This is a genomic window from Fortiea sp. LEGE XX443 (assembly GCF_015206815.1).
GTDB lineage: Bacteria > Cyanobacteriota > Cyanobacteriia > Cyanobacteriales > Nostocaceae > Nostoc_B.
Genome location: NZ_JADEXZ010000088.1, coordinates 1 through 22,973 on the forward strand (window position 1 = coordinate 1; position 22,973 = coordinate 22,973).

The following is a 22,973-nucleotide window of genomic DNA, read 5'->3' on the forward strand; positions in this document are numbered from 1 at the left end:
TATCTTTGACAATTCTGGGAAATGAATTTATAATCATTGTGAAATCAAAATATTTTAGTACTTAGCCCAAATTTTACTATATTTTGGGCTATTTCTATAGGCTTTTTCCTAACATTCAACACTTCTGGGTTTTAACCTATGACTAAATTATCTATAGCTTAGGGCATAGGATGGAAAAGAAGATCGGGGAAAAAATAATTGAAAATTGCCCAGGTAGAAAAGGCAACTGATATTGCCAAAACAGCAATAACTGGTATTAAAGAAAGATACCGCAAGAAATACGCTTGTTGTTTGTTTTGTGTCCGCATAAAATACTTGAATCCTATTTAATATTTCCAACAAATTCTGATAAATTAAAGACTTTGGGAGACATTAACGCCCATTACCTTAGACGGCATGACAATGCCATAATAAGCAGCAGCGATCGCAGACAGAGCATTGACCAAAACATTATTACCAAAGAGTGGCATTAAGCCAAAAAATGTCTTAGCAAAAGGCAATAATCCCATAATGGCCAATACAAAATAAGCCACTGCAAAGACACGATTAAATAAACGCGCACTGGTAGCACTTGTATAAGATGCAATTCCTAATAGTCCGACGGCACAGCGCACTAAATTATGTAAAAAATTGGTAGGAAATAACCCAAATATGTAACCAAACCCCGCAGCATAGGTGTTGGGAGACTCATCTAATGGGATAAAAGATTGACTGCTTCCTGGTAAAGAGACTACAGCAGGTGTAAATCCTGCTAAACCTAATAATAAAAAGAGAATACCAATTGCTAAAGCACAGTAACGCTCTACCATTTTTGCAGTTTGGGTGTTTTCCATATTCTTTTTTACTCCTGTGATGATGAGATATTTGTTGAATATTAACTGCTGGCTAAAATCTTGTGATGGTTAATACACTGAACCCAACAAATGCTCTGCCTGATATTTTTGTTCGACAGACATAAGTAGAAAGGTGCAAATAAACCGAACTATGTAACGGAAAGTAAAGTAGATTGAAAACCTCTTCCCTTCTGCCTTCTGCCTTCTGCCCTCTGCCTCCTGCCTTGTCATAACGACAATTTTTAACACCGACCAACTTAATACTTTATATTCAACCTGGAGTTTTAAATTTTAACTCTATCAAAAGGTAGGGTTGAAAGTTGAGATTAATGTTTGAATAAGCCATACAAAATTATTCATTTTGTTTGAAAGCTTGTACAGCAAGTAACATCAATAAAGCTCCTGTTCCCCACTGAAATAGAGGTAATTTACCCAAGGCATCAGTAATGCTGGGTATGACTAAGTTTTGATAATCTCCATCAATTCTGGTGTCTTCGGGAACAGGTTGGTAAAAATTGTTGGGTGCATCTTCTGCTTTTGGTTCATTACTGTGTTGTAAATTAAAACCAATCGCTAATAACAATGAATCTACCAATGAAGGTGATATTTTCTGGGCTAAATCGAGTAATTTAGCTATATCGCCCACAAAAAGATCACGTATTGGGTGTTCAGCTGCATAGAGGATAGCATCAACCACAATTCTGGGGTCATAGTAAGGTGGTATTCCTGATGGTTTTACGCCTAACTTTGTCAAGCCGTTATTCCAAAACGGAGTGTTAATCACGGCTGGTTTGATACTTGTGACACTGATAGGCCATTTTTCATGTATCAATTCAATCCGCATAGCTTCGAGAAAGCCTTCAACCCCATGCTTGGCTGAGGAATAAGCACTTTGATAGGGAAGCGATCGCCTACCTTCCATTGATGATATATGAATTAATGCCCCCTTTCCTTCACGTTTGAGGTGGGGTAAGGCAGCCATTGCGCCATATACTTGACCCATCAAATTGACATCAATGACGTGTTTAAATTCTTCTGGTGTGGTGTTGTCGAAAGTGGCAAATAAACCAATAGCTGGGACGTGTACCCAAGTGTCGAGTCGTCCATAAACCTCTACAGCTTGATCTGCGATCGCTTTAACTTGTACAAATTCTTGCACATCAGCAACAATATGTGTTGCTTCACCACCAAAGCCGCGAATCTCTTCCACCAGCGACTTTAACTTTGATTCGCCACGGGCAGCGACAACTAGCTTTGCTCCACGTTTGGCAAATTGCAGGGCTGTTTCTCGTCCAATACCACTGGAAGCTCCGACGACGGCGACGACTTGCTGATTAATTGACTTTAATTGCATAGATGCTACTCCTAATCAATTCAAAATTCAAAATTCAAAAATTTTGGGCGTTTGGGGTTAAAAGATTTTTCCTCCTCTCCAATCTCTAGTTACAAATGGCTAGAAAGAAACTGGTTTAATGCGTCGGTAAAGGATTCGGGACGTTCGACTTGGGGGACGTGGCCGCAATCAGGTATGAGAGTTAGATGTGCTTGTTTGAGATGCTTGATTGCTGCTTGCGCTTGGTTGTATGGCAAAACTAGGTCATTAGTACCCCATACAACTAGGGTCGGTATCTGTAGCTGTGCTAGAGATTCGATTAATACCTGTCGCTGTCCCCATGCAGACACTTGAGAACGCAATATAGATAAATTGGCTTGTAGAAAGCCGGGAGTCAACCCCATTCGTTCTTGTTCTGATAACCATTGAGCAGGAACTTGAGTGGGACGAGCAAAAAGTAAGGCGGCTCTTGACCAAGCTCTTTGTTTTGCACCTAGAGGTGTTTTGCTCCAGGCTATCGCAAATTCCCCGTAAAAAGGTAAAGTCAAAGTCGATAGAATTGGGTTGACTGATTGACTAAATCCCATGCTGTCTACAAGTATTAGTGCTGCTACTCGTTCGGGATTTGAGAGCGCAAAACGTAGAGCAATCAAACCCCCCAAGGAATTACCTATCAGCACTGCTCGTTGCACTTCTAGGGTATTGAGGAAATCTGCTAAGAACTGGGTGAGAAATTCGAGAGAATATTCGCGTTCGGGTTTAGCACTATCACCACAACCAGGAAAGTCTACAGCTAAGACACGGTTTTGTTTTGCTAAAGTAGGTAGCACCCAAGACCAATCAGCAGCACTATCACCAACTCCATGTAACATCACTAAAGGTGGATCATGACTACCAGCCGTCAAATAGTTGATATTCAAGCCACCAACATCTATCTGCCGCTTTTCAAGCACTGCTTCTAAACTTGTATCAGTCATAATCAAAGTAAGTTTTTGAGTTTAAGTGTAGTGACCACCGTTGACTCGCAAAACTGAGCCTGTAATATAGCTACTAGCGATCGCTGAAAGTAAAAATGCTACACACCAAGCCACTTCTTGCGGTTTACCAAAGCGGGACAGAGGAATTTCCGATAAAATTCGCTGTTTTACTTTGTCAGGAATGGGGTTAAGCATATCTGTTTCAATGAATCCTGGTGCTACAGTATTCACCCGCACCTCATACCTAGCGGCTTCTTGAGCTAGAGATTTGGTAAAACCGATGAGAGCTGCTTTCGACGCTGCATAGTTGGTTTGACCAAGATTACCCCTCTCGCCCGAAATAGAACTGATACAGACCACAGAACCAGTACGTCGTTCGTACATTTTGGGGATGATGGGCATGAGTGTGTTGTAGACTCCTGTTAAGTTAGTCTCAATGACTGCATCCCAGTCTGCGGTTGTGAGTTTGGGAAAAAAGTTGTCTCTGGTCATGCCAGCATTCGCTACAATGCCGTAAATTGGGCCAAGTGTATCTTCAACCTGTTTTGCAACAACCTCCATAACTGCTTTATCGGTAACATCAGCACAAATTGCCAAAGTTCCCAATTGACTATCGTGTTGACTGCGATAGGTGTAAGCTACTTTGCTCCCCAAGTCCACCAACAAATTTACGATCGCAGCTCCTATACCCCGATTACCACCAGTCACCAAGACGACTTTATTTTCCAATCCCAAAGAAGGTATCATTTCAACCTCTCCAATGCGATCGCTGTACCGCCACCAGTACCATGACAAACGGCTGCTATTCCTAAGTGAGCGTTTTGCTGTTGCAAAGCGTTAAGTAATGTGACGATGATTCGCGCACCCGAAGCACCTATGGGATGTCCCAAAGCGATCGCGCCGCCATATACATTCAGCTTTTCTTCAGGAACGCCGAGCAACCGATTAAATAAGATGTTACTAATAGCAAATGCCTCATTATTTTCAAATAAATCAAAATCATAAATTCTCATTTTTAGCTTATCTAAAAGCTTTTTGACAGCCAAAATCGGAACTTCGGGAAAACGCCAAGTTTCTCCCCCAATCCACACACCACCAATTAACCGCGCTATTGGTTGTAGTTGATAACGTTTTACAGCCTCTTTGCTGACTAATACTAAAGCTGCTGCGCCATCTGAAAGCTGACTGCTATTACCAGCAGTAAATACCCCATTTTCTTGAAAGGCTGGTTTTAATTTCGTCAGAGTTTGTAAGCTGGTTTCCCTGCGAATACCTTCATCTTGATCTACAAGTTGTAAATCTTTTTTGCCTGTAATTGCAATTGGTGCAATTTCCTGTTTGAAGAAGCCTTGCTCAGTAGCTTGTGCGGCTCTTTGCTGTGAATATAAAGCCACTTCGTCCAACTCACTGCGAGTAATTTGATGAATAGCAGCTAGGCGTTCAGCTTGTTCTCCCATAGTTTCGCAACTTATAGGATCTGTCAGTCCGTCGCAAACTAAAATATCAGTGAGTTGTTCTGGTGAACCCAATAAAGATTTGTACCCCCATCTAGCACGATGGGACAGTAAAAATCCAGTTTGAGACATTGATTCAATTCCTCCAGCTAGCACGATTTCGGCTTCACCAGAGCGAATCATCATTGCCGCATTAATTGTACTCATCATTCCCGATGAACACACCATATCTACTGCATATCCATTCACACTCTCTGGAATCCCAATCTTGAAAGCTGCTTGACGAGGTAATGATTGTCCATGTCCTGCTTTCAGCACGTTACCAAATATATATCCGTCTAAAGATGCAGCCGATACTTTTGCTCTTTCCAAAGCTGCTTGTATAGCGATCGCACCTAAATCTACTGGAGACAAATCTGCTAAAATCCCTCCAAACCGACCAATAGGCGTGCGTACTGCTGAAATAATATAGACTTCTTGCATACTCTCCAAATTTCAAACAGTTAAAAATTGAAAATTTAAACTATATTTTTTCAATTGCAATTAGTTTTTATTTCTACTTAATTTATAGAAATATTTCTATTAAAAAATCACCCTTCAGAAATAAACTAATGGGTCATTAATCCAATAATACAATAGAAAAATATATAGATAAAAAAGGGCGGGTTAACAACATGGATGGCTGCAATATTTTTGACCAATTTTTCAATCAATTTAGTGAATTCCAAAAGACATTTTTCAATACATGGGGAATGATGATGCCAAATATGCAAAATATAAACCTCATGAATTCCCCTGAAAATGTGGAGAAAACAGTAAAATTACAAGAAGAGTTCATCAAAAACTCCTTAGAGCTTCAAGAACAATTTACTCGATTAACTATCGACACTCAAAGGAAAATATGGAATAGCTATTTCCAAATGCTCCGCAGATAATAATTGTCAACATATATATCAATAAGGATGAAGAAGATTTTTTTATTTTAAATATCAATCTTCATCCTTTTGCGATGTCTTGAGATGATAATCCTCTAACAAATATCTCTAATTTATTTTATGAATAAAGCTCTCAAGAGTTATCTTGAAGAGCCTTAAAAGTAAAATCATGAGTATAGATTACGGCATAAATAAACTGTAAATCTAATAAAATTTTTAGTTCTCTGCCTAAAGAAATGACATGATATTAAGTTAATTTGTTATCTAGAACACGGCTAGATACTAGCTTATACTCGTGCTTTGAGCCAATCAAAAATTGTTGCAGGTAAATCCTTTTGAACTCTGCTGCTGACATACATCCCAATATGACCTACAGGGAATGAGCGCACTGTATAGTCATTACTAGCGACGTATTTCTCAAGAGCTAAAGATGATGCTGGAAGAACTATATGATCCTGTTCGGCGTAAATGTTTAAAATAGGTATGCAAATATTGCTTAAATCTACTCGTTTTGCTCCAATTTCAACCTCACCTTTAATGAGCTTATTTCCTTGATAAAAGTCTTTAATAAACTGTCGAAAGGCTTCTCCAGCTTGATCGGGGCTATCAAAAATCCACTTTTCCATTCGCAGAAAGTTAAGTAACTTATCCTCACATTCAATAATTTCTAGCACATCAATATACTTGTGAATACCTAACTGAAACGGCTTCAGCATAACGAAGACAAAGTTGAGAAGATCACCAGGAATATTACCTAACGTGTCTACCATGAGATCCACATCCAGAGCTTGTGATTCTAAAGTGCATCCACTCCAAACATTGAGAAGTCCTTCATCAATATAAAAATCGACTGGTGTAACCGTAGTAATTAAATTTTTCACCTTTTCAGGATAAAGAGAACTATAGCAAAGACTGAAAGTTCCTCCCTGACAAACTCCTAATAAATTAATTTGCTGCAAATTGTGGCGATCGCGTATGACATCGACACAGTTATTCATATAACCATTAATGTATTTATCAAGAGTCAGCCAGCGATCATCTTGGCTAGGATATCCCCAATCAATCAAGTAGACATCAAGACCTAGTTTGAGCAAATTAGCAACAAGCGATCGCTCCTCCTGTAAATCTACAATATAGGGACGATTGACTAAGGCATAAACAATCAAAATAGGAATATTCAAAGAATCTACAACTGGCTGGAAACGATACAAGACAATCTTGTCTTCCCGGTAAATCTCTAATTTAGGTGTCACTCCAACCTGAATTTTATCTTGATACAAGAAGTTCAAAAGATTAATCAGATTGATTTTAGAAGGTAGTACGGAAAGTTGTAACAATTCTTTGGTCAGTTGTTGCTGATCTCTCCAGTAATTGATAACTGTACGCAAGAGTTTACCTTGAATAATAACTGCATCTTCTGACTGTAATTTTCGGGTAAATTCTTGATCAAATATTTTACTCCAAACTTGTAAAACCTGCTGCCAAGTCTTAAAGTTGCTACTTTTAATTTGAGCAGAGGATAACTCCTGAGCTAATGCCATAAATGCTTTTAAGCCAATATCAGCCATAACTCCTTGATATTCCAAACTGACCTTAGAAAGGTTTATTCCCTCATTAATACTTTGTAGTAATTGAGAAAATTCATCGATATATTTTAGGTGTGTAGACATTTATAAGAGACCATTTATAAAGTTAATCTTAAGTAGGGTGTGTTACGGCTTTAGCCTAACGCACCACGTTATAAGCGGTGCGTTAGGCGCTCATATCATCTTTTTCGTGGCAAATAATATCTCAATAAACCTCCCCTCCACAGGGAGAGGCTTTGAATTTTGCTCCCCTTCCCTGCTAGGGAAGGGGTTGGGGGTTAGGTTTGAGAGAAAGTTGCACACCGCGTTATTTTATTTGTTTATATTTGTTTTATAACCACAAAAAAGTGATAGTCAGACTTTTATAAATACTGTTAAGATTTTTGAATGTTACAAAAGAGACATACATTGGACAAAAAACTCGGTTGGTCTTTGGATGAGCGAGATCCAAAGTTTATCAAATCCTTGATGCCCCTGTTGGGCTTCTTATATCGTTACTATTTTCGTGTTCATACTAGTGGCTGGCACCATATCTCACCTCAGCAAAAATTTCTGTTCGTTGGTTCTCATAATGGTGGACTCGCAGCCCCCGATATGGCAATGATGATGTACGACTGGTTTCAACGTTTTGGTGTGGAAAAACCAGTGTATGGTTTGATGCACCCCAAAGTGTGGGAGGTTAGTCCACCACTTGCACAACTGGCAGCCAAAATGGGAGCTGTCATCGCTCATCCTAAAATGGCCTATGCGGCTTTGCGTTCTGGTGCGAGTGTGCTGGTTTATCCAGGTGGAGCAGAAGATGTGTTTCGACCCCATTATTTAAAAAATAAAATCTATTTTGCTGGCAGACAAGGATTTATTAAGTTAGCGCTACGAGAAAATGTGCCGATTGTGCCTGTGATTTCTGCGGGAGCGCACGATACTTTGATTGTGTTGGCGGATATTTACAAAATTGTCCGTCAACTCCATGAGTGGGGAATGCCTTGGCTGTTGGATATTGATCCGGTGGTATTTCCGATTTACTTAGGTTTGCCTTGGGGATTAGCAATTGGCCCGCTTCCTAATATTCCATTCCCTGTATCTATCCACACACAAGTTTGTCCGCCGATTGTATTTGAACGCTACGGAAGAGAAGCCGCAAGCGATCGCAGTTATGTGAATGAATGCTACAACTTGGTTGTGAGTAAGATGCAGTATCAGTTAGATCAGCTAGTATTACTCAACCAACAATCTTGATTAACGTTTGCCCACTTGCAGCCATGCAAAAACTTGCTCTGCTGTGAGTGTAAGATTAACATCTTTTAGTAGTGGAAGGATGCAACCACCTCGACAAACCTCCAGTTCTTGTCCAGGAGCAAAAATCAATACAGAATAATCATCTGGATCGAGCATCCAGCCTAACTGACAACCATGCTTGAGACAGTGCAGAATATTGTCAATGACGCGGGTTACTTTCTGGTCAGGCGAGAGAATTTCAATTGTCCAATCGGGAGCTTCTGTAAAATTATCCTCTGGCTCTCCTATGTCATTTATGGGGATTCGATTCCATGCAATCACTGCAATGTCAGGTACAACGGAGCGCCCAGCAAAAGTACATCGCAGTTCTGGTAGTGCTGTGTAATCATCACTATGACTATCAACTTCAATCAACAGGCGTTTCTGTAAGATAGAGTGTCGAGTTTTTGGCATAGGCTTTTGCATAGTAACTCCATCCACGTACTCCCACGCCGGAGAATCTTCCAAATTAGGTAGCTTGAGGAATTCTTCAAGAGTCAGAATTTTGGCGGGCGAAGCAGTCATTATTTAGGTGAGGTGTAGAATGTCTTTATTTTATAAAAGGCAATAGATCAAATTCTTGACGAATTTGTAGAAGCGATCGCTCTAGCAATGGTTCAAAATTCAAAAATGGGACATAACTTTGACGCTGGCGCGTTGTCAACCACATGGAAATTAACTCTGGTAATAACTGTGGCAAAGTTAAGAAAATTGAACGAACGAGCAAAAGCCAGAAATGAAATTCAAGCAGATTTAGACCCTGGATTAGTTTTTGACACCATGAGTGCAATTATGCTTTATGCCCTCATCTTTCAACCTACAGCAGAATCATGGGAAGCATATGTTCGTCGTACCTTACATCTCTTTTTTAAAGGTTCTTAAAGGAGCTACATCATCACTTCCACTCGCCCTGTAATGTAAATGCAGCCCAGTAATAGGGTGCAGCATAATTTTGATTGCGAGACATTTCTATTTGTGCTGCTCTGAGTGCCGCCGCAGGTTTTAAATTTTTGCGTAACATATTGGCATAAAATATCTTCATCAATTCTGATGTAGCTTCGTCATCGACACTCCACAAACTCACCACAACCCGCGGACTTCCCGCATACATAAATCCTCTAGTTAAACCAACTAATCCTTCTCCCTTGACTTCTTCGCCCAAACCTGTTTCGCAAGCACTGAGAACTACTAACTCTGCTGGCAAATTTAGATTAAAGATATCATGGAGGCGCAAAAAGCCATTTTGTGGATTCCCTTTGTTATCAAATAGCGACAATACAACCCCAGATAGTTCTGGATTGGTACTATTCAAAATACCGTGAGTGGCAAAATGGATAATTTGATATTGACTTAATTCTGGGCTTGTGGCTACATCACGACTAGCGGTAAAGTCAAAGGCTTGTTTACGTTCTTTATTGGATACAAGGGAGAGAATTTCCTCAGCTTCTTGGCGGGTAAAGCGCAGCCGTTCAAAGTTTATGTCGGCTTCTCTAGTGGAACGTGCTAATTGTTGCTGGTCAAAGGTTTCTAAGTTTTGGGTAATGGATAACCGATTTGATGGTTGGCCTTTGAGACGTTCATCGTCTTTAGTAAATACCGGATCTGCCAATACTGCTATGGTTTTAGGGGCTTTTTTGCGTCCTTTCACTTCCTGGCGCAGCAAAGCGATGGTGGAGGCGGAAGGGAGAGTAATGATTTCGTGATTTGTGACTAGTGGTTGATAATTTTGACTATTGGGTACGGCTAATGCTGTTATGGGTACATACTGCAAAGCACCATCACCGACGATGACTAAGCGTTTTTTTCCGAGTTGCGAGGCAATTGGCGCAAGTATAATTTGGGACAATTCTTTTGCGGCTGTGCTGGTTCTGGCGATACTAGTTCTTTGGGATGGGGCGGTTAAAGCATCGCGGAACTTCTGGATTGCTGTTGCAATTTCGGCTCGTTTGGGTAGTTCGTAACTGGTAATGTTGTTTTTGCTGACAGCCCAGAGATAACTGCGCTCTTCCCCCAAGGAGTATTCCAAAAGCAAGGTATTATCATCCAATACTTGCTGCTGAATTTCCTTTAATGATAAGGGTTGGGGTTGCGTTAAGGCGGCGTAACGTGGACTGCTGTTTCTAATTTCCGCTTGGACTTGCTGATACTGTTGCAGAAGTTCTTCGGTTTTTTTATCTAAATTTTGTACCTGGGCTTCAGTATATTTACCGCTTAATAGTTGAATGCGGAGTTTTTCTCTAGCATCAAGTTGTTGCTGTAGGTTGCGTTCTGTTTGCAGTAGTTTGGGGTTTACGCCTTGACGGATATCTGCGTTGGCTTCGGTGAGCAAATCTAAAAGACTACGCGCCCTAGCACGTTCGCTAACTTGCAATGCTAAAGCATCATAACCTTTGGATGGTTGCTGTTTATGTAGCCGCATCAGCAAGTCGATGTAAAACTGGTAATATTTTTGGACAGATGCAAAGTAAGCTGTCCGCAAGTCTTGGCTGGTAACGTTGGTGCGGATATCTTCAACAATTTTGATTGTGGTTTCGATTTGGGTAAGGGCGGCGTTGAGATTGCCTTGATCGCGCTCTGTCTGAGCTATATAATACAGAGTGTCTGCTTCTCCGGTGCGATCGCCTATAGTTTGTCGTAATTTTAATTCTTGATTATATGTGGCGATCGCCTGTTGTGGTTGTTTTAAGGCGTTGTAGGTTTTAGCTAGATTACCAACAACGTTCGCTTCTGCGAGTTTTTGTCCAAGTTTTTGCCAACCAGTGGCAGCTTTTTGCGAAGAATCTAGGGCTTTTGCATAATCACCCGATGCTAAATAAACTCTACCAAAAAAAGCATTGGCGCTGGTTTCAGCAAAGCCGTTCTTGGTTTGCTGTGCTAATGTCAAAATTTGGTTAGCTGCATCTAAGGCTTTGGGATAATCTTTTAAAGCTTCGTAGACTCTGACAATACCACTGATGGCGCTGACTTCGCCAATTATATTTCCTTGTTCCCGCCGTACTTGCCGTGCTTGGTTGTAATATTCTAATGCTTTGGGATAATCTTCTAAAGCGCGATAGGCACTACCAATGTTATCTAAAGTTTGAGCTAGTTTATCGCGATCGCCTATATTTTTAAATTTCTCTAAAGCTTGATTGTAAGTTTTAATACTCGCCTGATTATCGCCCAATAAACTATACACTAAAGCAATATTTTTGAGTGTATTTCCTTCTCCAGAAATATCTTTAACTTCGCGTTGAATATTTATTGCTTGGTTGTAAACATTGATGGCTTTTTGATAATCGCCTAATGAAGCATAAACCCCAGCAACCGTATCTAAGGTAAAAGCTTCTCTGGCGCGATTTTTTGTAGCACGTTGCAATGTCAATGCTTGGTTTAAAACATCAAGTGCTTTTTGCTTTTCACCTAACCTATCGTAAACCAAACCGACTTGTCCTAATAGTTCAGCTTCGGCGTGAGGATTACCTGCCTTTTGTAATAGCGATCGCCCTTGGTTATAATAATCTAAAGCTTTTTGTGGTTCGCTAAAAGAATAACTACCACCAATAGCAGTCAGAATAGCTGCTTGTTTGATGAGGTTAAATGCTAAAGCTATTCCCGAAAGATTGCCCTGTATTTGTTGTTGCAGTTTTAATGATTGATTTAGGCTCTCAAGAGCTTTTTTTTCATCTCCAATGGATAAATAAGCTATGCCAATACGATTAAGTGCATCAGCTTGTCCACCAATATCATTTCTCGCACGTTGAATTTCTAAGGCTTGTTGAAAAGCATCTAAGGCTTTTTGTGTTTCTCCTAAATTAGTATAGGTGATGCCAATAGTTTGTAAGATGTTGGCTTGTCCATCTAAATTTTTTTGTTCACGTTGAATTACTAGTGCTTTATTGTAAGCTTCTAGTGCTTGTTTGGTTTGGCCGGAGTTAAAATAAAGTCCACCAATACCGATTAAAGTGTTAACAATAAAAGAAGGTTTTTTTTCAGCGCGGAATAATCGCAGTGCTTGGCTATAAAACTCCAGGGCTTTTTGTGGTTCACCCAAGTTAGAATAGGCATTAGCCACAGAACTGAGCATAACAGCTTCACCAAAACGATCTTTAAGTTCACGGCGAATTACTAACCCTTGCTGAAAATATCCCAGTGCTTTTTGGTTGTCATTCTGCACAAAGTAGAGTGTGCCGATCGCCAAAAGTGTAGTAGCCTCATAACTGCGATCGCCAATTGTCCGCCAAATTTTTAATGCTTCTTCATATTTTGCGATCGCTTCTTGCCGAGATGTGGCTGTACCTTGCTCATATAGTTGCTGTGCTTCTTGGAGCAGTCGCTGTCCTTGTGTTGCGGCTCTTTGCTTTTCAGGACTGGTATTTTGGGGCGTAGAGGCAGGTTTTTGGGCTAAGTGGATACTTTTTGCCATTACCAACTCTGATGACACTAGCACACTGACTAAGAGAACAAGTGTGCGGTGTCCGAACGCTGACAGATGTTTCTTTGTCATAGCTGTTCCTAGGTGAGAAGAGTAATGTAATTTAACTGGAAAACTGTAATTTTACAGTCGTATAAGCACTATATTGTAACATCTTGACAACGGTTATCTGCTTCCCAGTTCGTACCACCGACTACTGACAACAGAACATGAAAGATGATAACCATAAATGAGGCTGAATGATGGCTGTTTAGTTCATCATGTTAGGCGGTGTACAATTTTCTCTCAAACTTCAACCCCTATCCTCGATAAGGGGAGTAAGCAAAGCCTCTCCGCTATGCCTTAACGCCAACGGGGACAGGTACTACGAGAAGGGCTGAGTGTAAAACACACGCTACGCGAACGCTCTATGGAGAGGAGCTTTAAGAATAAGTCACACATCGCATGATGTTAAAAGTTTCAAAAGTTAAAAAGGGAGATTGTAAGAAGTTCGGTATTGTATTGCTGGAAGCAGGCAATGTAATTATAAAGCCATGAACAAAACGGTAGAAATTCTATCAGATCCATCAGCGCTAGTGGCGCGATCGCTGGAATTGATCTTATCTAAGCTACAAACTGCCATTGCAGAACGGGGGCAATTTACCATTGCCTTATCTGGTGGTAGTACACCAAAGCCTTTATATGAAGCGATCGCTACTCAAAATTTGCCTTGGGATCAAATTCACGTTTTCTGGGGAGATGAGCGCTACGTTCCCTCAGATCATCCTGATAGTAACGAATTAATGGCGCGGCGTGCGTGGCTAGATCGGATTGATATCCCAGCCGCTAACATTCACGCCATGCCGACTTTAGATGCTGATCCAGTCTTATCTGCTGACAAGCATGAGCAGCATTTACGAGAATTTTTTCATTCTGCGCCCGGAGAATTTCCGGCTTTGGATGTAATATTGCTTGGCATGGGTGATGATGCCCATACTGCATCTTTGTTTCCTCACACAGAAGCGCTAAAAGTGAGCGATCGCTTAATTACTGTGGGTAATAAAGACGGAAACCCCCGCATAACCTTTACTTACCCGTTTATCAACTCTGCTCGCAGCGTTATTTTTGTAGTTGCTGGTGCTAATAAACGACCAGCTTTAGCCAAAGTTTTCGCACCAGAAGCAGATGACTTTTCTTACCCATCTCGCTTAATTCGGCCTCAAGGAGAACTTTGGTGGCTACTAGACTCAGCAGCCGGAGCCGAACTACCAAATTAAGTGAAGTATGAAGTGTGAAGCATGAAGTGTGAAGTTCATCCTTCAGCTTTCATACTTCAGACTTCATACTTTTTAAATTCCTAAAAAGTAGTTGCTAAAATCGAAAGCTAGAGTCGCCCCTTGCCAAACTGCCGATTGGTGGAAGCAGAAGCGTCTACAAAGTTCTCTCTGCTTGCCAGTACCATCTTACGCTGATCTTCAACAAAGGCTTAAATCAATGATCGTCTGCCCGAATTGCAATCATCCCAATCCCAACGGCGCTGTCCAGTGTGAAGCTTGCTATACGCCTTTACCAGCGACTAGCAACTGTCCCAACTGTGGAGCAACGGTACAGGCAGATGCTGCTTTCTGCGGTCAATGTGGCTTTAATCTACACTCCGCTGCTGCACCTGCGCCTGCTGCAACAGTTGCTCCCGAAATTCCTTTGGAAGTACCGCCGTTAGTCACACCAGATCCTCTGTTAGGTCTGTTAGAACCAGACTCCTTAGGAATTAACCAACCACCTGCACCTGTAGCAGCACAACCAGTGCCAGATGAAAGTATACCGCCAACTGTGGCTCCTGCACCTGTAGTTGTTGAAGCCGCAATTCCTACCCCACCCCCTGAACCAGAACCCGTTACCGAACCAGAACCTGCACCACCACCTCCAGCAGCTCCCGCAGGTGTTTCTAAAACTCAATTGCAGCAAGTAACAGCGCGGTTAGTTCATATTCAAAGCGATCGCGAAATAGAATTACCTCAAAGTCTATCGGTAATTCACATCGGTAAACCGAATGAGCGGATTCCGCCCGATATAGATGTTTCAGGATTTAGTAATTCCGAAATTGTCTCCCGGATACATGCAGATATACGCATTGAGGGAGATGCTCACTATATAGAAGATGTCGGTAGTTCTAATGGCACTTATATTAACAACTTGCCATTATTACCAGGGAACAGACACCGCCTCCGCCCAGGCGATCGCATCAGCCTCGGCAAAGGCGACTTGGTAACATTTATCTTTCAACTAACTTAAAAATAAGGAACAGGGGACAGGGAACAGGAAACAGGGAAGAATGATTCTAACTCCTGCCTCCTGCCTTCTATCTCTTTAGATTAGGATGGATGAAAATACATTCCACCAATTGGGGTAATTACATTCAGGAAAGTGAGCTATGAAGGAACCAAGTAAAAATTTTGAAACCTTGCTCTCCGCAGAAGCCCCGCCAGAAGTAGAACGCATGGGACTAACGTGGTTAGTAGCAGCAGCGATCGCAACGGCTGTGTTGTGGCAAGTTCCAGGCGGCGATTATATTTTATACCCATTCACTATCCTGGCAACTTGGTTTCACGAAATGGGACACGGTTTGATGGCGCTGCTACTAGGGGGAAAGTTTCAAAAGTTAGAGATTTTTAGCAATGGTTCCGGTGTAGCTACTTATGGCATCGCCAGATCACTCGGCTTTATTGGCCCTGGTTTAGTCGCCGCAGCCGGGCCAATGGGGCCTCCAATTGCTGGTGCAGCTTTAATTTTGGCTTCTCGTAGTTTTAAAGCCGCATCCCTCAGTTTAAAAATTCTCGGCAGTTTTCTGCTATTTTCTACAATAATTTGGGTGCGTTCTTGGTTTGGCTTGCTGGCAGTTCCTATTTTAGGTTTAATTATCCTCGGTATTGCTCTGAAAGCTCCACATTGGATGCAGGGTTTTGCTATTCAATTTTTGGGTGTACAAGCTTGCGTGAGTACATACCACCAACTCAATTATTTATTTAGTTATAGTGCTGGTTCTTTAGGATTATCTGATACAGCACAGATGCAAAAATATTTACTTTTACCTTATTGGTTTTGGGGTGGATTGATGGCGATCGCATCTTTAGTAATCTTGATTCAAAGTCTCCGCGTTGCCTATCGTTCAGCGTAAAAAATATGCAGATTAGCGATCGCCCTTTAGCAATCACAAGTTCTACTCTCAGTACTTTAATTGCTGAATTAGGTACAGAATGTAGTAAAGTTCAAGCTTTAATCAACCAACTACAGTTACCCAGTTTAAATACTAATCAGCAAGCTGAAATACTGGGAGAATTACTAGCTGCTACAGTTCATCTGCATACCCACTGTGATGAAGATTTTCAGTCCCTCATTGCACAAGAGATGGAAAATTTACCCGATGACTAGGAATCTTGAAATTCGTAATTGATAATAATGTATAATGTAATGTATACATTACTATCTTCAACCATTGTCAAGTAAAATTCGTAAGCAAATTTATATTGAGCCGCATCAAGAGCATCGGCTAAAAGCGATCGCACAGCAAGCTGGGGTCAGTGAGGCAGAAATTATCCGCCAAGCAATTGACTTACATCTGGGCGAAATAACTGTACCTCAAACCAATCTTGCGGCTTGGGAAGCAGAAATAAAATTTATTGAAGAGATAAAAACTCGACCTGTTCAACCAGGAGGAAGAGATTGGCAGCGTGCAGACCTCTATGAACGGTAGAGTTTTACTCGATACTAATATTCTGGTTTATATTTACGACCCATTAGATGCAGCGAAACAAACACAGGCGAGCGCAATTACTGACCGCTTAATTCGTTCTGGTAAAGCTGTAATTAGTACCCAGATAATGGGGGAATTTTTTATGGCGACAACCCGTAGCCGTAGGTTGCTTTTGACTCCTGCTGAAGCACTAGAGAGAATGCGTATCTATTTAGCGGCTTGTCATGTTGTTGATATTACACGGCTGATAACTTTAGAAGCGATTCGTGGTGTAGAAACTCATAATTTTCAATTTTGGGATGCACAAATCTGGGCAACAGCGCGACTCAATCAAATTGAGGAGATTTACAGTGAAGACTTTGCATCAGGTTCTATGGTTGAGGGTGTAAGGTTTACAAATCCTTTGATGAGTGGGTTTTATTGACACTCTCCTGTGTGCTGGGTTTCTGCTTAAAAAGCAGTTTTAATCAACCAATTTTGCAATTACTTCTACAATCGTTAAATTGGCAAAATTTAAGTTTATATTCAGATTCAGTATATCTACCATTTTGGAACTTATAGTTGAAATACTAAAATTAAGTATTATCAATAGTGTTCAATTAATAAGAAATAATTAATAATATGTCATTTGAACATCTAAACAATGACTTTCTCAAAAGGGCATTAGAAAATTTAGAATATTTAAATAAATCATACAGATTAATAGATTCAGATTTATTGCAAAAGAAAATTAGGATAGAACAAAGCCAAACTGCAAGATTATTTTTATTAAATCACTCTAGTCTGTTAGATAACATATCCAGTAGGCTAAAGTTAGATTCTTATTCTGAGCTATTAGAAAATTTATCTAATAAATCAGTATTATTTAACCATTTTGCTCTAGATAAACAAATATCTACTTGGAGAAAATTAGTTCAATCTGACTTAGATAATTTTCCGTTATCTCGTGACTTAAGTGAGATTGCTATTGCTTCAAATGTATGGAATGAAAGTTTAACACAACTTACACGCCAAATTCAAGAAATTAATCTGTTTACTAAAAATCCAACTTTAGTACAAAACCTGTTAAAACCTTCAAAGATTTATACAGACTTCGTAGAAACAACGTATCAACGTCTTGAGCAGAGTAAAAATGTTAGACTTTCTTTAGCTTTAGAAGCTTCTTTGCATCTAGCAGAATATCAATTACTAAATACTACTGAAACTTTATCGAGTATCATAACAGTTCCAGAAGATGATGAATTAGTATCAGGTGATGTAGATTTATTATTACCAATAATTCAACAAAATGAATTAATACAAATTGCTGAATCATGTAATGAGCAGGAGGAAGAGTCTCTAATAGTACTTTGTCCAGCAGCCCAAGCATATGAGGAAGTAAGCCAGATTTGGAAATTAATTGCTAACTGTAATGAAGTAAGGAAAACACAAACACAAGAAGAAATATTCAAGCCTACAACTAAGCTTATAGAAGCTTGTAATAATTTACATGGGACAATACCTGAAGATAAAAATAGTTTTACAATCTTTATAGATGATTTATATTTTACGTTTTACGAGGGAACAGGAAAGGACAATCTCAGGTTTTTAAGTGAGCATGGTGGTGTACTAGATAAAACAGATTGTGATTTTATTTGGTGTATTAAGGACTTAAGGAATACATGGTTACATCATGATGCAGATCATGGAAAAGAAGCTGATACTAAGAAAAAGTGGGAAAAGCTAGGAAATAGATTTAAATCTCTCGAACTTAATCACGTCCCGGTTAGACAAAAAGATTTTCGACTACTACATAAAGCTTTGTTAAAAGAAGCCAAGTCTTTTCTAGAGAAACTCTTAGAAAAATTAATTTCATAGAACTTTTTGAAAGTGATTGTACTCTCAATGGAAAGTGCAATCACCATAGGTATCTGAAATATTTAAATGGGCATGAGTCTAAAAAAAAGGGAGTGATAAATATTACCACTCCAAAGATTCTGAATAGAGGAGACATTTGTTAACTGAAACTACTTGCCATTACCGTTACTAGCAAGCACTTTTTCAGCAAGTTTTTCTGGTACTTCTTGGAGATGGTCATAATCCCAGTGGAAGGAACCAACGCCTAAAGTGAGCGATCGCAACTCTACAATAAAGTTCTGCATCTCTGCTTGGGGCAAGTATGCAGAAATATTATCCCAGCCTTGCCAATCGTGTCTGCCTTCATAACCAAGAATCTGTCCCCGTCTCCCACTCAGCAGTTGCAGCACCTTCGCCGTAAACTCGCTGGGTGTTGTAACTTGCACCCGCAAAATTGGTTCTAGTAAGGTAGGTTGGGCTTGAGGTATACCCGTTTGCATCGCTAAACGTGCGGCTTGTTTAAAGGCTTGTTCGGAACTATCAACGGTGTGATAAGAACCATTGGTTAAAGTTACCGCCACATCCACGACTGGGAAACCTAAAGGCCCGTGTGCTAAAAATTCCCGCACACCTATTTCTACTCCAGGAATGTACTGTCTCGGAACTACGCCGCCAACAATGGTTTCTTTAAAGTTGAAGCCTTCACCCCGTGGTAAGGGTTTGATATCGAGGAAAACATCTCCAAACTGTCCGTGTCCACCGCTTTGGTGTTTGTAACGCCCATGTACTGAGGTGACGGGTTTACGAATTGTTTCTTTATAAGGTACTTGCGGTAGATGGGTAGTCATCGGCAAATTATATTTGCGGCGCAGTCTGTCTAAAGCTACTTGCAAATGAATCTCACCTTGTCCCCACAGAATCACTTCGTGGGTGTCGCCGTGTTGTTCCCAAGCCAGAGATGGATCTTCTTCTAATAGTTTAGCGATCGCACTACTAAGTTTGACTTCATCGTTGCGTTTTTCGGGTGTAATAGCCAAAGCATAAACAGGTTCTAACTCTAGAGCTTTAGACAATACTATTTTAGGCTGCTCTGTAGAGATTGTATCCCCTGTTTTGATGCCTTCCATCCGGCTTAAGGCGACAATTTCCCCAGCCACAGCTTCATTTACAGATTGCTGCTGTTGTCCCATGAGGCGGTAAAGTCCTCCCGCACGCACGCCATTGAGGACAATCCCATCTGTCAATTTACCTTGCCAAACCCGCACGAGAGAAAGTTTGCCACCTTGGGGAGTATAGTAAGTTTTTAATACCTGCGCTAAAGGTGCTTTGCTGGTGATACCTTTTAAACGGCGTTCGGCAGTGGTTTCTGGTTCTGGTGCTTCTCGTAACAGTGCTTCTAGTAAAGGTCTTACGCCATAATCTTGTTCCGCCACACCAAAGAAGACAGGGACTACTAAATCCGCGCCTAATTCCATTTTTAAATCTTTGAGGATTTCTTCTTGGGGTGGTTCAATATCTTCTAAAAGTTCTTCGAGTAAATGATCATCAAAATTTGCTAAAGCTTCGAGCATTTCGGCTCGTGCAGTATGTTCTTCTTCTTTTAGATGTTCGGGGAAAGGAATTTGATCAGCAGGTGCGCCGGAATGATATTGATATGCTTGTTCACTGACCATATCAATAAAGCCGGTCAACTGTTCCGCTTGTATGATGGGGTATTGGTGCGCTACCAAAGGACGACTAGAAACAGCTTTTAGGGCGTGTAATGTTTCGAGGACATGAATATTTGCCCGATCCATTTTGTTAACAAAGACGAGATGGGGAATTTCCCAATCGTCGAGAAATTTAAACAGCGGGGCTAAGGTGAGGACTCGCTCGCGTATGGGTTCGCAAACGACAATTGCCGCATCAACTCCCATCAAAGCATTGTAGGTTTCTTGAGCAAATTCTACGCTTCCTGGACAATCTATAAAGGTAAAGCGAGTATTGTTATAGTCGGTGCAGGCGGCGCTAACTTCCACAGTCATTTGGCGATCGCGCGATTCTGCCGCACTATCTCCCACTGTGTTACCATCCTTAACGCTGCCTTTGCGCGAAATTACTCCAGTCACAAACAATAGACTTTCTAGTAAGGTAGTTTTGCCACTTAAATAAGGGCCGACAATTGCAACGTTCCGCGAACCCATGTTTACTCTTTCGCTCATACAACCTCCCTTGCGGTAAGTTATTCTTACCTGCACTACCTGTATTTTTCGGGGATAGTAATGTTTCTCTGAAAGGAGAATGATCCCTTCTTTAACTTGTCATTATCCTCCCTTTAATCAGATGCTAAAAAAATTGTAGTGTGTTGTAAGATTTAGCTTAAGAAATATTAAGCAATCAAAACTTTAATGCAAAATTAAAAATATTTGTTAAAACTTTAAGCGTGACAAAAGTATTAGCTTAATCTAACTTAAACTTAAAAAAAATGCCGTTATCATTCTATAAATATCCCATAATAGGGTTAATAAATCTCACATTGCTGGGTGGTAGCATTCTCTTACTATCTCCCACTGCTTCCCCTGCTTTAGTGATGGCGCAATCTAGTAATCAAGCTGCTGTAGAGTGGCTGAATCAAGGATTGCAGTCAATTCAAGCAGGAAGAGTACAAGATGCGATCGCGTCCTTTCAAAAAGCGATTCAACTCGACCCTAAATTGGCGGCAGCACATTATAATTTAGGGTTAGCATACAGGCAAATAGGGCAATTAAAGCCAGCAGCCGACGCATTTTATCAAGCCACCCAAGCTGATCCCCAATTTGCTCCCGCCTTCGCCAATTTAGGCGGAGCGTTGTTAGAAGGTAATAATGTCCAACAGGCATATGATTATTTACGACGAGCTTTAGAATTAGATCCTAAACTCGGATTTGCTCACTATAACTTGGGTTTAGTACAGCAACAGCAACAAAATTGGAAACAAGCGATCGCATCCTTTAAAAAGGCTACAGAATATAGTAAAAATGCACCAGAACCATACTATCATCTGGGAATATGCTATCTTCAACAAAGTCAACTTGAACAAGCAAAAAATGCTTTTCGTCAAGCTATCAAAATTAATCCCAAATATACAGAAGCCCACTATAATATCGGTACAATTTGGTTTAGTCAAAAAAAGTTAAAAGAAGCATTAGCCGCTTTTAGAAAATCTGCTGAAGCTAACTCCAACTATCCCAACGCATATTATGGTGCAGGGTTAGTTTTTATGCAGCAAAAAAAGTACGCCGAAGCAGTACAAGTATTGCAATTTGCTAGAGATTTATATAAAGCTCAAGGTAATGTTCAGTGGGTACAAAATTCCGAAAAACTGTTGCAACAAGTACAAAATTTAAATTACCAATCACGCTGAGGCGCAAATCTTAACATTAAGTCACAATAAGACTAATGGGTAGACTAGCTGGTGTGGTCTGAAATAGACCTGATGGGAACATACCAATGCAAAAGCGCTTCAAGAGTCGATTTTTATTTTGCGATCGCTGGCTTGATCGACAATCAATTGTTCGCAACATGGAAGCTTTCCAAGACATACTTGTGATTGTCTTATGCTTAACCATATTTGCAGTCATGATCATCCAAATATGGGGTATATTTATTGCTCTAACACAGACATTAGACTATAAATATGTGACTGCAAAAATACTCTTTGTCTTGATTTTAGTTGAGTTATTTCGACTATTAGTGATTTACTTGCAAGAGCATAGTATTTCTGTTGGCGTAGCAGTCGAAGTCACAATTGTATCAGTTCTGCGAGAAGTAGTTGTTCACGGAGCCTTAGAAATTTCCTGGATTCAAACAGCCGCCATTTGTGGCTTGTTATTTATTTTAGGGAGTTTATTACTAGTGTGTGCCAAAACACCACATATGGATTGTATGAGTGCTAATACCAAGTTTTGTCCTATTGCCTATCAAGGGGGTAGAGAAAGGCCAAACGAAATAGAATTTCGGTATTCACATCAATGTGATGACAACCAACCACTGACATAAATTACCCAATAAGTGATAACTCTTTGGTTATAAAAACTCAATTTCTGCTTAAGGCTGCTGACGCAGCCTTTGTGCTTTTTTCTACGCTTTTGGGGAGATGAACCGCGCTTTTAAGGTGAGTAGAAATTAAATAGAAACCTACATGAAGGTAAATATATGACTACAGGTAACAGACAATCTCAAGAACCCATCAGCAATCTGGAATACGATTTTGTCACTGTACTGCATAACAAAGCTGAAGCAGTTAAAGCTTATGAACATTACATCAAAGATGCACAAGAAGCTAATTCTCAGCCGTGTGTAGAATTATTCCAAAAATTGCGCCAGTCTGATATGGAGCAAGCAAAAGAAATTCGCCATCATCTTCAAGAAGTATTAGGGACTTCCAGAGAATAAAGTATACAACTTATAAAAATGATAATCATTCCGGTGGCGGGAAGGGAAAGGTTGCTAACGGCAACCTTTCCCTTCCCTTTTTGTAGTAAATTCAATGATGATTCGATTTTGGATGTGCATAGGTGTCAATGGAATTAACAGATTCACTAAAGCATTTGTTGAAGGAAACTGCACAGCAATTAAAAGG

Annotated in this window: 22 protein-coding genes; 12 read left to right on the forward strand and 10 right to left on the reverse strand. The window is 40.4% G+C overall.

Annotation, left to right across the window (positions count from 1 at the left end; genetic code table 11):
• Positions 1–158 precede the first annotated feature (158 nt).
• The 7 genes from IQ259_RS23480 to phaC all read right to left on the reverse strand — a co-directional run bounded on the left by IQ259_RS23480 (position 159) and on the right by phaC (position 7,202).
• A complete protein-coding gene (locus IQ259_RS23480; RefSeq protein ID WP_193888430.1) occupies positions 159–308 on the reverse strand; it encodes a PsaJ protein in 150 nt (49 codons plus the stop codon).
• Between the two features lie 45 nt (positions 309–353).
• Entirely contained in the window at positions 354–833 is a 480-nt protein-coding gene (locus IQ259_RS23485) for a DUF4383 domain-containing protein (RefSeq protein ID WP_193888431.1), read from the reverse strand.
• 352 nt (positions 834–1,185) lie between these two features.
• Complete coding sequence (locus tag IQ259_RS23490; RefSeq protein WP_193888432.1) at positions 1,186–2,187, reverse strand: SDR family oxidoreductase; 1,002 nt, start codon at positions 2,185–2,187, stop codon at positions 1,186–1,188.
• Positions 2,188–2,276: 89 nt separating this feature from the next.
• Positions 2,277–3,143: an alpha/beta fold hydrolase gene (locus tag IQ259_RS23495; RefSeq protein ID WP_193888433.1), complete on the reverse strand. Its 867-nt coding sequence runs from the start codon at positions 3,141–3,143 to the stop codon at positions 2,277–2,279.
• 21 nt (positions 3,144–3,164) lie between these two features.
• Complete coding sequence (gene fabG / locus IQ259_RS23500) at positions 3,165–3,938, reverse strand: 3-oxoacyl-ACP reductase FabG (RefSeq protein WP_228014729.1); 774 nt, start codon at positions 3,936–3,938, stop codon at positions 3,165–3,167.
• Positions 3,887–5,080 carry a thiolase family protein gene (locus IQ259_RS23505; protein ID WP_193888434.1) on the reverse strand — a complete coding sequence of 398 codons (1,194 nt, stop codon included), beginning with the start codon at positions 5,078–5,080 and terminating at the stop codon, positions 3,887–3,889. The genes fabG and IQ259_RS23505 overlap by 52 nt, the downstream gene beginning before the upstream one ends.
• Positions 5,081–5,819: 739 nt before the next feature.
• Entirely contained in the window at positions 5,820–7,202 is a 1,383-nt protein-coding gene (phaC, locus tag IQ259_RS23515) for a class III poly(R)-hydroxyalkanoic acid synthase subunit PhaC (RefSeq protein ID WP_228014730.1), read from the reverse strand.
• Positions 7,203–7,505: 303 nt separating this feature from the next.
• Between phaC and IQ259_RS23520 the strand changes: the two genes are divergently transcribed.
• Positions 7,506–8,354 (forward strand): lysophospholipid acyltransferase family protein, encoded by an 849-nt coding sequence (locus IQ259_RS23520; RefSeq protein WP_193888436.1) that lies wholly within the window; start codon positions 7,506–7,508, stop codon positions 8,352–8,354.
• Here the strand turns inward: IQ259_RS23520 and IQ259_RS23525 are convergent, their stop codons facing one another.
• Positions 8,355–8,918: a Uma2 family endonuclease gene (locus IQ259_RS23525; protein WP_193888437.1), complete on the reverse strand. Its 564-nt coding sequence runs from the start codon at positions 8,916–8,918 to the stop codon at positions 8,355–8,357.
• A gap of 87 nt (positions 8,919–9,005) precedes the next feature.
• On the opposite strand from IQ259_RS23525, the gene IQ259_RS27330 reads away from it, so the two are divergent.
• A complete protein-coding gene (locus tag IQ259_RS27330; protein WP_228014731.1) occupies positions 9,006–9,275 on the forward strand; it encodes a TetR-like C-terminal domain-containing protein in 270 nt (89 codons plus the stop codon).
• A gap of 13 nt (positions 9,276–9,288) precedes the next feature.
• On the opposite strand, the gene IQ259_RS23535 is transcribed toward IQ259_RS27330, so the two are convergent.
• The gene (locus IQ259_RS23535) at positions 9,289–12,879 is read right to left on the reverse strand and encodes a tetratricopeptide repeat protein (protein WP_193888438.1); all 3,591 of its coding nucleotides are present in this window, start codon (positions 12,877–12,879) and stop codon (positions 9,289–9,291) included.
• Between the two features lie 461 nt (positions 12,880–13,340).
• On the opposite strand from IQ259_RS23535, the gene pgl reads away from it, so the two are divergent.
• From pgl to IQ259_RS23570, 7 genes are all read left to right on the forward strand, one after another.
• Entirely contained in the window at positions 13,341–14,063 is a 723-nt protein-coding gene (gene pgl, locus IQ259_RS23540; protein WP_193888439.1) for a 6-phosphogluconolactonase, read from the forward strand.
• A 217-nt stretch (positions 14,064–14,280) separates the two neighbouring features.
• Positions 14,281–15,078, forward strand: coding sequence for an FHA domain-containing protein (locus tag IQ259_RS23545; protein ID WP_193888451.1), 798 nt, complete (start codon positions 14,281–14,283; stop codon positions 15,076–15,078).
• Between the two features lie 139 nt (positions 15,079–15,217).
• The gene (locus tag IQ259_RS23550) at positions 15,218–15,961 is read left to right on the forward strand and encodes a M50 family metallopeptidase (protein ID WP_193888440.1); all 744 of its coding nucleotides are present in this window, start codon (positions 15,218–15,220) and stop codon (positions 15,959–15,961) included.
• Positions 15,962–15,966: 5 nt separating this feature from the next.
• Complete coding sequence (locus IQ259_RS23555; protein ID WP_193888441.1) at positions 15,967–16,215, forward strand: hypothetical protein; 249 nt, start codon at positions 15,967–15,969, stop codon at positions 16,213–16,215.
• A 64-nt stretch (positions 16,216–16,279) separates the two neighbouring features.
• Complete coding sequence (locus tag IQ259_RS23560) at positions 16,280–16,537, forward strand: ribbon-helix-helix domain-containing protein (protein WP_193888442.1); 258 nt, start codon at positions 16,280–16,282, stop codon at positions 16,535–16,537.
• Positions 16,527–16,961: a PIN domain-containing protein gene (locus IQ259_RS23565; RefSeq protein ID WP_193888443.1), complete on the forward strand. Its 435-nt coding sequence runs from the start codon at positions 16,527–16,529 to the stop codon at positions 16,959–16,961. Before IQ259_RS23560 ends, IQ259_RS23565 begins: the two co-directional genes overlap by 11 nt.
• Before the next feature lie 197 nt (positions 16,962–17,158).
• Positions 17,159–18,394, forward strand: a complete 1,236-nt coding sequence (locus IQ259_RS23570; RefSeq protein ID WP_193888444.1) for a hypothetical protein — start codon at positions 17,159–17,161, stop codon at positions 18,392–18,394.
• A gap of 149 nt (positions 18,395–18,543) precedes the next feature.
• On the opposite strand, the gene IQ259_RS23575 is transcribed toward IQ259_RS23570, so the two are convergent.
• The gene (locus tag IQ259_RS23575; RefSeq protein WP_193888445.1) at positions 18,544–20,574 is read right to left on the reverse strand and encodes an elongation factor G; all 2,031 of its coding nucleotides are present in this window, start codon (positions 20,572–20,574) and stop codon (positions 18,544–18,546) included.
• A gap of 263 nt (positions 20,575–20,837) precedes the next feature.
• On the opposite strand from IQ259_RS23575, the gene IQ259_RS23580 reads away from it, so the two are divergent.
• From IQ259_RS23580 to IQ259_RS23590, 3 genes are all read left to right on the forward strand, one after another.
• The gene (locus IQ259_RS23580) at positions 20,838–21,755 is read left to right on the forward strand and encodes a lipopolysaccharide assembly protein LapB (protein ID WP_193888446.1); all 918 of its coding nucleotides are present in this window, start codon (positions 20,838–20,840) and stop codon (positions 21,753–21,755) included.
• Positions 21,756–21,841: 86 nt separating this feature from the next.
• Positions 21,842–22,390, forward strand: coding sequence for a phosphate-starvation-inducible PsiE family protein (locus IQ259_RS23585; RefSeq protein WP_193888447.1), 549 nt, complete (start codon positions 21,842–21,844; stop codon positions 22,388–22,390).
• 156 nt (positions 22,391–22,546) lie between these two features.
• Complete coding sequence (locus IQ259_RS23590) at positions 22,547–22,786, forward strand: hypothetical protein (protein WP_193888448.1); 240 nt, start codon at positions 22,547–22,549, stop codon at positions 22,784–22,786.
• Positions 22,787–22,973 lie beyond the last annotated feature (187 nt).

What these genes read in the sequence shown, in the direction of transcription:
- IQ259_RS23525 (WP_193888437.1), bottom strand. Translation starts at nt 8,918, where the DNA reads ATGACTGCTTCGCCCGCCAAAATTCTGACTCTTGAAGAATTCCTCAAG.
- IQ259_RS23585 (WP_193888447.1), top strand. Translation starts at nt 21,842, where the DNA reads ATGCAAAAGCGCTTCAAGAGTCGATTTTTATTTTGCGATCGCTGGCTT.
- IQ259_RS23555 (WP_193888441.1), top strand. Translation starts at nt 15,967, where the DNA reads ATGCAGATTAGCGATCGCCCTTTAGCAATCACAAGTTCTACTCTCAGT.
- IQ259_RS27330 (WP_228014731.1), top strand. Translation starts at nt 9,006, where the DNA reads ATGGTTCAAAATTCAAAAATGGGACATAACTTTGACGCTGGCGCGTTG.
- phaC (WP_228014730.1), bottom strand. Translation starts at nt 7,202, where the DNA reads ATGTCTACACACCTAAAATATATCGATGAATTTTCTCAATTACTACAA.
- IQ259_RS23490 (WP_193888432.1), bottom strand. Translation starts at nt 2,187, where the DNA reads ATGCAATTAAAGTCAATTAATCAGCAAGTCGTCGCCGTCGTCGGAGCT.
- IQ259_RS23550 (WP_193888440.1), top strand. Translation starts at nt 15,218, where the DNA reads ATGAAGGAACCAAGTAAAAATTTTGAAACCTTGCTCTCCGCAGAAGCC.
- IQ259_RS23485 (WP_193888431.1), bottom strand. Translation starts at nt 833, where the DNA reads ATGGAAAACACCCAAACTGCAAAAATGGTAGAGCGTTACTGTGCTTTA.
- IQ259_RS23590 (WP_193888448.1), top strand. Translation starts at nt 22,547, where the DNA reads ATGACTACAGGTAACAGACAATCTCAAGAACCCATCAGCAATCTGGAA.
- IQ259_RS23535 (WP_193888438.1), bottom strand. Translation starts at nt 12,879, where the DNA reads ATGACAAAGAAACATCTGTCAGCGTTCGGACACCGCACACTTGTTCTC.
- IQ259_RS23545 (WP_193888451.1), top strand. Translation starts at nt 14,281, where the DNA reads ATGATCGTCTGCCCGAATTGCAATCATCCCAATCCCAACGGCGCTGTC.
- IQ259_RS23570 (WP_193888444.1), top strand. Translation starts at nt 17,159, where the DNA reads ATGTCATTTGAACATCTAAACAATGACTTTCTCAAAAGGGCATTAGAA.
- IQ259_RS23520 (WP_193888436.1), top strand. Translation starts at nt 7,506, where the DNA reads ATGTTACAAAAGAGACATACATTGGACAAAAAACTCGGTTGGTCTTTG.
- IQ259_RS23495 (WP_193888433.1), bottom strand. Translation starts at nt 3,143, where the DNA reads ATGACTGATACAAGTTTAGAAGCAGTGCTTGAAAAGCGGCAGATAGAT.
- IQ259_RS23505 (WP_193888434.1), bottom strand. Translation starts at nt 5,080, where the DNA reads ATGCAAGAAGTCTATATTATTTCAGCAGTACGCACGCCTATTGGTCGG.
- IQ259_RS23580 (WP_193888446.1), top strand. Translation starts at nt 20,838, where the DNA reads ATGCCGTTATCATTCTATAAATATCCCATAATAGGGTTAATAAATCTC.
- IQ259_RS23575 (WP_193888445.1), bottom strand. Translation starts at nt 20,574, where the DNA reads ATGAGCGAAAGAGTAAACATGGGTTCGCGGAACGTTGCAATTGTCGGC.
- IQ259_RS23480 (WP_193888430.1), bottom strand. Translation starts at nt 308, where the DNA reads ATGCGGACACAAAACAAACAACAAGCGTATTTCTTGCGGTATCTTTCT.
- pgl (WP_193888439.1), top strand. Translation starts at nt 13,341, where the DNA reads ATGAACAAAACGGTAGAAATTCTATCAGATCCATCAGCGCTAGTGGCG.
- IQ259_RS23565 (WP_193888443.1), top strand. Translation starts at nt 16,527, where the DNA reads ATGAACGGTAGAGTTTTACTCGATACTAATATTCTGGTTTATATTTAC.